Genomic DNA, 12,402 nt, shown 5'->3' on the forward strand with positions numbered 1-12,402 from the left:
CGGCCGATCAGCCCTCGACTATCGGGGTACGAAGCCCGCTGGCACGCAGGACCTTTCGTTCGATCCCAGCGCGCACACCCGCTTCAGTCCCGACCAACCGCACGCGATCGGTGGCCCGAGTGATGGCCGTGTAGAGCAATTCCCGGGTCAGCAACGCCGACTCGGCCGGCGGAACGATCACCGTGACGCCGTGATACTGGCTGCCTTGACTGCGGTGGATCGTCATCGCATATGCGCCGGTGACACCTCGCAGTCGGCCCGGCGCGATGCGCTGAGCCCCACCGGGCCGTTCGAACGCCGTGACCAGCCGGTCCCCTACCCCGACGACGATCCCCGTGTCGCCGTTGAAGAGTCGTTCGCGCTGATCGGTCTCGGTGAGCAGCAGCGGCCGTCCGGGATACCACGGTCGGTTCGCCTCCCCACCCAGCACACCAGCGCCTACCGCCCACTCCACCGCGGTGCGGCCCCACACCGACACCCCGGCCGGGCCTTCGCGGTGAGCACAGAGCACGCGGTGGCGGCGCAGGGCCTGCAACGCGCCGAGTGCGTCTCCGCCATCGGTCACCGCAGCGGCATCGGTCATGGCGGCCACCCACGCGACGACATCCTCGCGCACCTCGGTGATCTCCTCAGGTGCCACCAACGCGACGGTGGGATCGGCGTCGTGGAGCAGCGCCAGCGCGGTGTCGGCGTCCCCGTCGCGCACCGCATCGGCGAGAGCACCGATGGTGGTGCCAAACCGATGGCGCCGGCGCAGCCGCACCACGCCCCTGCTCATCTCGGCGCGCTCAGCAGCGTCGCATCCGGCCAGCTCCGGCACCGTGTCGATCACCTCGAGCACTTCATCGTCGGCGGCGCCCACGCCGCCGTCGCGGCCCACCAGGTCGGCGAGCACCGCGCCCGCGTCGACCGACGCCAACTGGTCGGGGTCACCGATCAGAACCAGTCGCGAATGTGGTGCCATCGCGTCGAGCAGATGTCGCATCAGGGTCAACGACACCATCGACGCCTCGTCGACGATCACCACGTCAAAGGGCAACGGACGATCGGCGTTGTGGCGGAACGCATTCGACCGTCCCCGTGATCCGAGAAGGCGGTGGAGGGTCACCGCCGACACCGGCGGTAATGACAGGCGTGCGGCCTGCGCGGTCACCGCGGCCTGCATCGAGGCGGCGGCACGACCGGTCGGAGCAGCCAACGCGACGCGGATACCCTCGCCGTGCAGGGTGGCCAACAAGGCGATGATCCGCGCTGCGGTGTAGGTCTTACCGGTGCCGGGTCCGCCGGCCAGGATCGACGTCCACGACAGCGCCGCCACCACTGCGGCCGCCCGCTGACGATCAGGGCGTTCGACGACGACATCGACAGCGCCGGCACCTGTCTCGCCACCCGTGGTCCCATCCTCTGGAGTGCCATCGTCAGCTGAGAAGACTTGGGCCAAGGATTGCAGTAGTGCCGCATGATCGACGTCGGGTCGGCCCGCGGCTCGCTCGGCCAGGATCTGACGGATGCGTTGCTCCTGGCGAAAGTATCGGTCGAGGTACATCAGCACGGCGCCTTCGGCGCTGGTGGCCAACCGGACCGGCGCCAGACCGCCGTCGGCGCTCGGGCGCGTCAGTGGTCCGGCTCGCAACGCGTCGAGCAGCGCCGCCGGATCGGGCCACGGCAGGTCATCCGGATCGACGCCGGACTCGACATCGGGTGGGATGTCGCGCAGGCGATGAAGATCCACGCACACCGAGCCCGCACGTACGGCGCGCACCGTCAACGCAACCGCGAGCAGGCTGTCGGAGTCGACGGCAACACCGCACAACTGCGCCACCCGGGTGGCGACGTGCACGTCGGGGGCACCGATGATCCCGGCCTCGTTGAAGCGCGCCATGAGCCCGGTGGCGTGGCGTGCGATACGCACGCCGGCCGACTCCTGCTCGACGCTCATCACATGCCCCCCAGCAGATCCGACACGGCCACCACGGCCGCCGGCGGCAACGACCAGCTGAACACCCCACGCCCCGAGGGGGTCTCGGGGCCGATCATGGCCCGCACGAACAGGTACTTGATCGGACCGAGATGCGTATCGGGTCGGTAACCGGCCAGCCGCCATCGCAAGAAGCGATGCACCGCAACCGAATACAGCAACGCCTGCAGCGGATAGTGCGATCGGCGCATCTCTGCCGCCATCGCCGCAGGGGTGTAGTGCTCCACCGTCAGATCACCCGCGCCCAACCGGTTGGTCTTGTAGTCGATCACCAGATGCCGCTGTCCCACCCGCAGCACGGCATCGATGCTGCCGGTCAGGAACCCGGCCAGGTCGGTGGGTGGCAGCGACCGCAGGTCGTCGGGGTAACCGGCGAGCAGGTCGTCGGCAGGCAGGTGTTCGGTGAGAACTGCGGCGATGCCCGACAGCGCACTCGCTTGGGCCCGCGGGGCGAGTGGAAACTCGAACTCCATCTCTGCCAAACGATCTCGCCGAGTGATCGCGGCGAGATCGACCAGCTCGAGATCGTCGGGATCATCGGGTCCCGACAACGGGGTGTGCACCACGGCCGAGATCGCGGTGGCGAGTTGTGCGAGATCGAGCGTCAGACCCGAGGCCGTCACGGCGTGCGTGCACGCTGTCAGCACCTCGGCGTCGAGGTCGGCGGCTGCGGGATCTATCCGTTCGAGCGCCTCATGGACCACCGTGCCGAACGCGGCTCCGCCGGGCAGGCCGTTCATCAACGACTCCGCTGCCGCCGGTGCCGGTTGCGATGTGGACGTGATCAGCCCGGTGTCGTCTGGGTCGTCGGGCTCGTCGACGGTGAACCGCTCTGGTTCAGCCACCACCGCGGCGGCAGGGATGTGGTGATCGCCCACGATGGCCGAGTACGAGGTGCGTCGCCAGGAGTGGTCGACGGTCCCGTCCCAGCGGGCCGCCTGCAGATCACGCCGGCCTTGGGAGGGGGTGGTCAGGTCCACATCGATCGGCGGGATCACCCCGGCCGGTTCGACCGAGATCAACCCACCGGCACTGCGAGCCCAATCGTGCATCGCCGCATCGAGTTCGGTATCGGCAGGGACCCGGCCGCGTCGGGCGGGGTCGTCGAGCCCATGTCCACCTGCGGCCCGACCGAACATGAGGCGGGTCAGCGGTCCGGCCGCCGTCGAGTGTCCCGGCGCCCACCAGGCCACCACGTGCGATCGCGCCCGGGTCACCGCGACGTAGAACAGGCGTAACTCCTCGCCGGCATCCTCGGCATCGGCGGTGTTCTGGTTGCGTCGGAAGTCGGGATGTTCGGACCCACCGACGTCGATGACGCGGCGGCCCTGCCCGTCGTGCAGATCGAGTGTGGCCGGGTACGGGTTGCGGGCGGCGTCCCAACCGAACGGTACGTAGACGATCGGGAACTCCAAGCCCTTGCTGCCGTGCACCGTCATGATGGTCACCGCCTGGGCGTCCCGATCGAGGCGTCGGCTCTGTTCACTCTGATCGCCGACGCGCGGGTCGGCAAGCCGGTCGAGAAACCACCGCAGCAGCAGGGTGATCCCTGCCGAGGCGTCCACGGCGTGGCGGTTGCACAGACCGGCGAGGTGGGCGATGTCGGTCATCGTGCGTTCACCGTCGCGCGTGGACAGGATTCGCGCCTGCAGATCGGTTCTTGCACAGAGGGTCTCGTACATCGCCGCGAAACCGGCGCGCACCAGGATCTCCGCGAGCTCGATGACAAGGTCGGCCGTCTGCGCCAGCACCTCGTCGGTGTCGGCGTCGAGTTCGGCTGGGGTACGGCCGATCAGGGGGCCCACCGCGACCAACGCCAAGCGATCCGATCGGGTGGGTTGTTCCACCGCGCGCAAAAGGTGGAACCAGTCGCGCGCACTGTCGGTGGCGAACACGCTGTTGCCCGCACCGACCACCGAAGCGATTCCGCGTGCGGCCAGAGCTGATTGGACGAGATCGATGGTGGATCGGGTACGCACCAACACCGCAACGTCAGACGGTCGCACCGGTCGGACGGCCGCGCCATCGGTGTGCTCCGGCGGGTCGTGGAGCAGTCGGGCGATGTCGTCGGCCACATCGGCTGCGACCGCCTCCCGCAGGGCGGCCACCGCGGGGAACCCGGAGTCGCTGAGAGGACCGTGTCCGGCTCGTCGCAGGTAACGCACCCGCAGTGGAGTGAGCGCAGGGATCCGCGGGTCCTGTTGGGCCGCATGCACCCGGCCGACAGTGATCTGCCGATGACCGAGCTGAGCTCCGCCGTACAGGTGATGCAGGGCCGCGACGAGACCAGAGTCGCTGCGCCAGTTGACCCCCAGCGCTTGCCGACTGTCGGCCGCACCTGCGGCGTCAAGGTAGCTCAACACCTCCGCGCCACGGAACTTGTAGATCGACTGCTTGGGATCACCCACCAGTATCAACGTGGTGTGTCCGTGGAAACAGCGACGCAGGATGTCCCACTGCATGGGGTCGGTGTCCTGGAACTCGTCGACCAAAACCACCGAATACCGCGCGCGGATGCGACGGCACGCGGCCTCACCGTGTACCGGATCGGCGATCACTGCGGCCAGCATCGACTGCAACTCATCGTAGTCACGGATCCGACTCATCCGCTTGCGCCGCAACACTTCTCGACGCACGGCCGCGACAAATCGCACCCGCTCGGCGGGCTCGGAGCCGGCAGCGGCGTCAGTCGGAGCCACGATCGCGTGTGGTTGACGTACCGCGGCACGAGCGATCGGGGACGCGTGCCGGAAGGGAAACGGCGGGCGCTGAGACCCGCTGTACCACTTCAGGTAGACATCGCCGGCCACGTCATCGACGAGGTCGTCGACCTCCTCCACCAAGGTCAGGCCGCGTTCGCGTTCACCGGCGACACCGAGGCCGTCGAGCATCCGCGAACAGAAGGTGTGGGTGGTACACACCGTGGCGGAGTCGAAATCCGACAGCGCCCGCCTGATCCGATCGCGCCGGAGTGCGACCGTGGCGGCGTCACCGGACGCCAGCGACCGCGCGAGCTCATCTGTGTCCGAACGGGTCTGGCCACCCATAGCTTTGTCCCCGACGCCTACCAGCCCGGCCAACCGATCGCGAAGCCGCTCCCGGAGCTCAGCGGTCGCCACCCGGCTGAACGTCACCAACAACAGCTGATCGATCGGCAGCCCTTCGGCGATGTGTCGGGCTGCCAATCCGACGATCGCGAAGGTCTTCCCGGTCCCCGCACTGGCCTCCACCACAGTGGTCCCCGACGGTAGTTGCGCGGTCAGGGAGAAGGTGTCGCTGATGGGTCCGGTCATCGGCGGATCACCTCGGCGGCGAGCATCGGCGCGAACACCATCCCGGTCACCTTCTCCAGATCCCAGCCCAGCGCATCGGGTCCCGTTGTCATGCCGTCGAATCCGTCGGGGAACACCAGGTGCAGATGCGCGTCCGCGTGTTCCCCGAAGGTCGAAAAGAACTGTTCGCGCGCGGCGGCGAGTGCGTCGGGGATCGAGGCACCGGCCGCCCGACGCGTGGCGTATTCACTTCCCGCCCCGGGCGGCAACGGCAACGGCACCCGTAGGCCGTGATCACGGACCTCGACCAGGGTTGTCAGGACCGCCGACGGATCGGGCGGCGTGCTGAGCTCGGAGCGCAACACCGAGCGTCCCCGTTGCGATCGACCGATGGTCACCGCGGTGACCGGTTGCGACGAGCCCGCCACCGCCAGCGATGCGATCCAGGCTGCCAGCCGGTGTTTGACGCCAAGCCGTGAGTAGTGGGCCCGGAACACCACCGAATCGTGCACTCCGTCAACGGAACCGACGATACGTCGGCCGTCGGCAAGGGGAACATCGATCGGCACCACGGTAGCCGCGGTGACCGTGATGTCGGCGGCCCGATCGACGATGCGTCCGACGTCGGCATCGATGTCGTCGTAGGCGTGAGCGCCCAGCGCGAACGGCGGCAGTGTCCCGCGCCTCAACTCGGCTCCGCGCAACGCAGCCGGGTCGGCGCCTGCGAGCCGTTCACGCAGCAGCCGATCCCCGATCGACCACCGGTCCAGCGGCGGTAGGTCAGGGTGCATCTCGTCATCGAGGGCTTCGTCGGCCGACGGGATCCAGATGCCCAGCCGTTGGCGACAGAACGCTTTGATCGGGTGGTCGAAGAACGCGATGAGCTCGGCCACGTCGACGTCGGCGAGCGACGCCGGCGGCAAGGGATCACGGGGGAACTCCAGCCGTTGCACAGGTGGGCCGATCATGGCGCGCGCCCCTGCGAGGGCCCCGCGGTCGAAGCTGAACGGTTGGGCCGGATCGAAGTTCGCGGGATCGAAGCCGTGCAGCGGATGTCGCGTCACCACAGTGTCCGACGGTGCGCCGACGATGTCGGCCGCCGCGTCGGCGATCTCGCTGACCGGCACCGATGGGGGCCGGCGCAGGCCCGAGATGGGGTCGGCACCGGTGTAGCAGATCGCGAGCCGTTCACGGGTGGACATGATGATGTCGAGCAACAGTTGTCGGTCCTCGGCGCGCGGATCACGTTCACCCACACAGGGGTCGACGGCCAGCACGTCGTCGCCGTCTTCGTGGGTGATCCTCGGGAACACGTCGTCGTCGAGGCCCAGCAGCACCACCGCCCGGTGCGGAACAGCCCGCATGGGCACCAGCGAACAGACGGTCAACTCACCGGTCCGGAAATTCGAGCGGGTGGGTCGAGCCTGCACCACCTGCTCGAGGATCGCGACCAGGTCGGCGCGGCGCAACACGGTCTGTTCGACCCCCGCCATCGCTCCGGCGATCGCCGCCACCGCCTGGGCCTGCTGCCAGGCGTCAGCCCGCGCGACCTCGCACAGACCGGTGATCACCGCGATCAGACGATCAGTCCACTGCGCTGCGGTGGCCACACCACCGAGATCGTCGAGGCTGCCTTGCAACCGAGCGACGAACTCGGCCAGCCGACCGGCCAGATCGATGTCGGCACTGTCGATGCCGGCCAGCGGAAGTGCACGTCCGATCCAGCGGGGTTCGGAGTCGTCGGCCACCGCGCCCAGCAGGATGCGGTCGAGCCCGGTGGTGACGGTGTTCTGCGGAAAACCCTTCAACCCGAACGCAGATCGCTGTGCCTCCCCGATCCCCCACCGCACGCCCGAGTCGGCCAACCACGTCCCGATCTGGTCGAGGTCGTCGAGGTCGAACCGGAATCGGCGCGCCACCGGCGCTCGTTCGGCAAGGTCGACGATGTCGCTGGCGGTGACCCGCGATCCCGCCAACCCCAGCACCACCATCACCGTGTCCAGGACCTGGTTGGTGGCCGTCAGCGACCGATCGGCCAACCTGACCCGGAGCCGATGCGCCGGATGTCCAGAACCGTCCGGACCGAACGCGGCCCGGATGAGCGGCGCGTAGGCCTCGATGTCGGGACACATCACCACCACGTCGCGAGGGGTGAGAGTGGGATCGTCACGGAACATCGCGGTGATCAGCTCGCGGGCCACCTCTACCTGGCGGGCCGGACCATGGCACGCGTGCAGGGTGAGGGAGCCATCAGGCGGGGTGGGTCCGTGGTCGGCCGGCGCGGTCCCCGTGCGCAGGCTCTCCTGCAGGCGGGCCAGGACCGACTCCCCCGCTCGTGCAGATGATTCCGTCGGCGATGCGACCAGCTCCGAATCCAAGATCCCGTCGCCGGATCCGATCAGCCGGATCTGGGTCTCCCGGATCTCCCGAGACAGACTGATCAGCAACGGGTTTCGGGCCTCCGGCGAGGCCACGTCGGCACGTCGGGTCCACCGCGATCCGGTCACCAGGGTCGAGTCCGCCGTGCGGTCCCACAGCGCTGCGCTCGGATGCGGCAGGAACACGTGCACCGCTCGGGTCTGCGCCACCGCTCGCAACACCGCCAGCTCGACCACCGACAGCCGGGTGGCACCGAAGATCGAGATCCGCTCCGGGAGTTCCTCACCCATCTCTCCGTGGGCGATTCGCGCACAGATCTCGTCGAGTTGCTCGGATGGACACCTCGATCCGATCTGGGCCCGTACCCGCCGGAAGATGTGCGGCTGCCACCGATGGTGCGGCGCCAACGGTGATCCCAGGCCGTCGGTGTCCTCGCCGCCCGCCCAGTCGACGAGCATCTGTGGGCGCTGCGCCCCATAGCTGCGCCACAGGCGGGTGAGGTCGTCGGCGGTACTCCACCGGCGCCCCTGGCGGTGCCGGTCGACGACCTCGCCTGCCGCGTCGAAGCCGAGATGGCGTGCCAGCATCACGCATTCGGAATCGGTCACCGCGGCGTCGATAGCCGTGAGTACAGCCCACCGCAAGCGAGCGGGCGACCACGGGTCGACATCGGGGTGCACGCCGCGCGCAGCGGACAGGATGCGGTCGACGAGGTCGCTCGGGGATCGGAAGTCGATGTTGGCTGCGATCCCATCGCCGAGCGCTGCCGAGCTGACACCCAGCCGCAGCGCCAAACTCTGCGACAGCCACCGTTCGACTCCCTTGGCCGGCACCGCGACCACCTCGGGAACGAAGGGATCCGACAGTGGCTGAGCCAGAACCACACCGAGGGCATCGGCGAGCAGGTCGGTCCTCTCCGCGCGATGCACCCGCATCTCGGCCACCTCGACTCAGCTACGGCGCAGTGGCAACGGGGGCTGCGCGCGCGACCGCATCACCGCAGCGACCTCGGCGGGCAGGGCGACCGATGATCCGTTGGGGCCTACCCCGACCAGGGTCGATTCGGCCTGGGCGAAGGGCGTGCCGTCGGTGCCGTGGAGAACGGCCGACACGTCGAACGACGATCCACCCACCCGACTGAGCCACACCGTCGCGGTGACGTCATCCGGCGTGTAGGGCGCGGTGGCCAAAAACTCGATCACTTGGCGCACCACCACCAGGCCACTCACTGCCGAGCCGTCTGCCTCGCGCAGTGGAATCGAGGCACCATCGACCGCGATCAGTTGCGGCATGGCCCGCACTCGGGACTCCTCGAACAGCCGCGCGATGGAGACGTTGTTGATGTGACTGTTCGTGTTCATGTCACCCCAGCGCAATTGCAGGGAGACCGAGACGGTGTGTGCCGACATCCGCCCATGCTAACGACCGACCCAGACAGGCGGCGCACCCCGCACCCAGGGTCAGGGCCGCGTGAACCGCAGCTGACTGACCTGCAGGTAACCCGATTCGAATCCCGCCTCACAGTACGCCAGGTAGTACTCCCACATGCGACGGAAGGTCTCGTCGAATCCCTTGTGCGAGAACGCACCCCACGAGTCGTTGAACCGGTGCCGCCAGCGGCGCAGGGTCTCGGCGTAGTGCTTGCCGATCTCGATTCGGTCGTCGCGGCGCAGCGTGGTGTGCTCGACGACAGTGGAGTCGATCGCCTCCAGCGACGGGATGAGCCCACCCGGGAAGATGTACTTCTGGATCCACCCCCACGACCGCCGCGTGGCCATCATCCGCGCGTGCGCCATGAGGATGGCCTGAATAGCGACGATCCCACCCGGGGCGAGCAGTTCGTCGATCTTGGCGAAATAGGTGGGCCAGTACTCCTCGCCCACGGCCTCGATCATCTCGACGCTGACGATCGCGTCGAACTGCCCGGTGACGTCGCGGTAGTCCTGCAGGCGGATGTCGATGCGATCGGTCAGGCCCGCCTCGGCGATCCGCAGGCGAGCCAGTCCGAGTTGTTCCTCGGAGAGGGTCACCGTGGTCACGTGGGCACCACGCTGAGCCGCGCGGATCGCCAATGCACCCCAGCCGCTGCCGATCTCGAGCACGCGGCTGCCGACGCCGACTGCCGCCATGTCCAGGATCGAGTCGATCTTGCGATACTGCGCCTGCTCGAGATCCTGTTCAGCGAAGGCTGCGGAATCATCGAACATCGCCGAGCTGTAGGACATGGTGGAATCGAGGAAGGACGCGAACATCTCGTTGCTGAGGTCGTAGTGAGCACCGATGTTCCGCTTGGAACCCTCCACCGAGTTGCGCTGACTCTTGGGAATTCGCTTGTCCACCACGGCCCGCAGCTTCCAGATGCGTTCAGGGACCAGCGTCGTCATGCGTTCGGCGAACGGGGTGAGTGCGGCACCGAGGTCGCTGCCCTCGGCGGCGCGCCAGTCACCGGCCATGTAGGCCTCGCCCAGTCCGATCTTGGGATTGTGACTGAGGCGCTCATAGAACACCTTCGGACGCACGATCTCCAGGGTCTCGCTGTCGGGGCCACCGTTGCCGCCGACGGTGCCGTCGGGGAACAAGACGTTGACCGGAGCCCTGTTGAGCGCATAGTCGACCAACCGCCTGGCGATCGGGGCCTTGAACCAGGTGCCCGCCAGAACGGGGCGCCGGACGGCGAACGGGTCAGCGACGTTGGTCATCTCAGACCTCCTGTGGGGGCGTGTGGGGTGGACGTGGGATGACGGGAAGTCGACGCAGCCACAACCAGACACCGTGTGCGGCGATGAGTCCGGTCACCCGTTGCGGCATGAGCGGCATGGTGAGGACCGCGCGAAGGACCCGACGTGGGGTGGCCGCAGTCGGCGCGCCCATGAACGAGGCGCTGAACGGCGGCATGCCGGGACGGTCAAGGGTGATGGTCACCACGACCTGATCACGATCGAGCCGAAAGACCATCCGGTAGCGACCCGAGACGTCGTTGAACGGGGAGACGTAGAAGCTCTTGTCGGCCTCTGCGCGTCCGTGCGCATCGGGGCGCAACAGGTAGGCGGTGCGCTCGCCGTACGTGTTGTGTACCTCGGCAACCAGGCATTCTGGGGTGCCATCGTGACGCAGACACCAGAACACGCTCAACGGATCGAAGACGTAGCCGAGCACGCGCGCGTTGGCCAGCATCAGAATGCGCGGCTGTGGCCCGAGATCGACATCGTTGGCCGCGAGGTAGCGCAGGACGTTGTCCTTGATCTGCGGCGCACCACCGTCGGCGATCGAGCCGAGGTGATCGCCGGATCGAAACCGGGCGAACGGCCGCAACGGGCGCGGCAGTCGCGGAGGTGCGTCGAGATCGATCAACCACTGGTAGACGCGGTGCCGGAATCGGTGGGCCGATCTACCCCGCCGCGCGTGGGCCACGGTGCCGGTGACGATCGCCGGCAACGGCGGCAACTCGAGTGCGGTGCTCATGAGCTCACCACCGGGCCCCGAAGTGTTCGGCCGCCGCCGCGCCCGATCGGCAGCCGTCCTCGTGGAATCCCCAGCCGTGATAGGCCCCCGCGAACGCGGTGGTCTCGGTGTTGAGCTCGGACAGGCGTGACTGAGCGGCCACCGATTCCGGCGTGTAAGTGGGATGGGCGTAGTCCATCACCGCGATGATCGAGGTTGGGTCGATCAATTCGCGAGCGTTGAGCGTCACCAGGTAGTCGCGCTCGCTGTGCAGGGACTGCAACCGGTTCATCCAGTAGGTGACCACCGGCGGCTTGTCCTGGTCGGTGTCGGCGCGTGGCGTGAGGTAGTTCCATGAGGCCCGAGCCCGCCGATTGGTCGGCAACAGCGACGAGTCGGTGTGCAACACAGCTTCGTTCGGAGTGTAGGTGAACGCCGAGAGCAGCGATTTCTCGGCCTCGGTCGGATCGGCCAGCAGCGCGAGCGCCTGATCGGGATGCGTGGCCACCACCACCCGATCGAACCGGGTGGTGACACCGTGGACGTCGGTGACCCGCACCCCGTCATCGTCACGCAGGATTCCCGACACCCCGGTGGACAACCGGATGTCGTCGATCGCGGCAGCGACCCGGTCGACATAGGTGTGTGAGCCGCCGGTGACGGTGAACCACTGCGGCGAGCCCTTCACCGTCAACATCCCGTGGTTGCGCAGGAACGCGAACAAGTAACGGGCCGGATAGTCCAGCGAGGTCTGCGCACCTGACGACCACACACACGACACGAGCGGGATCGCATAGTGCCGCCGAAAGAATGCGCCGAACTTGTTGCGCCGCAGGAACTCTGCAAACGTTGTGAGATCGTCCTCGGGTGCGGTGTCGAGGTAGGTCGCAGCAGTTCGGTGAAAACGCTTGACCTGCAACAGCATCCCGACAAAACGAGGAGAGAGCACCTGCACCGGACGGGCGAGGATCCCACCCATCCCACGCCCACCGGCGTACTCGAAGCCCGACACCTCATCGCAGATGCTCATGCTCATCTCGGTGGGTTGAGTCGGTACGCCGAGTCGGCCGAAGAGCCGCCGCAACAGTGGATAGGTCTTCTCGTTGTGCACGATGAAGCCCGAGTCGACCGATACGACGGCATCACCGTCGGGGATGCGGTGGGTGTGGGCGTGGCCGCCCAGCCGATCATCGGCTTCGAAGATCGTGACGGCGTGGGTGTGCGACAGCAGGTAGGCCGCGGTAAGCCCGGACACCCCGGACCCGACGATCGCGACCGTGGGCGACGAGCCGCCCGTAGATCCTGTTGTCATCCGTTGTCACCTCGAGAGTT

Annotated in this window: 7 protein-coding genes; all 7 read right to left on the reverse strand. The window is 67.8% G+C overall.

Annotated features, from left to right (window positions below):
• Positions 1 to 7: 7 nt before the first annotated feature.
• From recD to KIK15_RS15595, 7 genes are read right to left on the reverse strand one after another with little or no spacing between them, the layout of a single operon-like run.
• Entirely contained in the window at positions 8 to 1,939 is a 1,932-nt protein-coding gene (gene recD, locus KIK15_RS15565; RefSeq protein ID WP_214245592.1) for an exodeoxyribonuclease V subunit alpha, read from the reverse strand.
• Entirely contained in the window at positions 1,939 to 5,271 is a 3,333-nt protein-coding gene (locus KIK15_RS15570) for a UvrD-helicase domain-containing protein (protein WP_214245593.1), read from the reverse strand. The genes recD and KIK15_RS15570 overlap by 1 nt, the downstream gene beginning before the upstream one ends.
• A complete protein-coding gene (gene recC, locus KIK15_RS15575) occupies positions 5,268 to 8,564 on the reverse strand; it encodes an exodeoxyribonuclease V subunit gamma (RefSeq protein ID WP_214245594.1) in 3,297 nt (1,098 codons plus the stop codon). Before recC ends, KIK15_RS15570 begins: the two co-directional genes overlap by 4 nt.
• Before the next feature lie 15 nt (positions 8,565 to 8,579).
• Positions 8,580 to 9,038 carry a thioesterase family protein gene (locus tag KIK15_RS15580; protein ID WP_214245595.1) on the reverse strand — a complete coding sequence of 153 codons (459 nt, stop codon included), beginning with the start codon at positions 9,036 to 9,038 and terminating at the stop codon, positions 8,580 to 8,582.
• 51 nt (positions 9,039 to 9,089) lie between these two features.
• Positions 9,090 to 10,328: a cyclopropane-fatty-acyl-phospholipid synthase family protein gene (locus KIK15_RS15585; protein WP_214245596.1), complete on the reverse strand. Its 1,239-nt coding sequence runs from the start codon at positions 10,326 to 10,328 to the stop codon at positions 9,090 to 9,092.
• 1 nt (position 10,329) lies between these two features.
• Entirely contained in the window at positions 10,330 to 11,091 is a 762-nt protein-coding gene (locus KIK15_RS15590) for a DUF1365 domain-containing protein (protein ID WP_214245597.1), read from the reverse strand.
• Between the two features lie 4 nt (positions 11,092 to 11,095).
• Entirely contained in the window at positions 11,096 to 12,382 is a 1,287-nt protein-coding gene (locus tag KIK15_RS15595) for an NAD(P)/FAD-dependent oxidoreductase (protein WP_214245598.1), read from the reverse strand.
• Positions 12,383 to 12,402: the final 20 nt, after the last annotated feature.

The organism is Williamsia sp. CHRR-6, from assembly GCF_018474015.1.
Taxonomy (GTDB): Bacteria; Actinomycetota; Actinomycetes; order Mycobacteriales; family Mycobacteriaceae; genus Williamsia_A.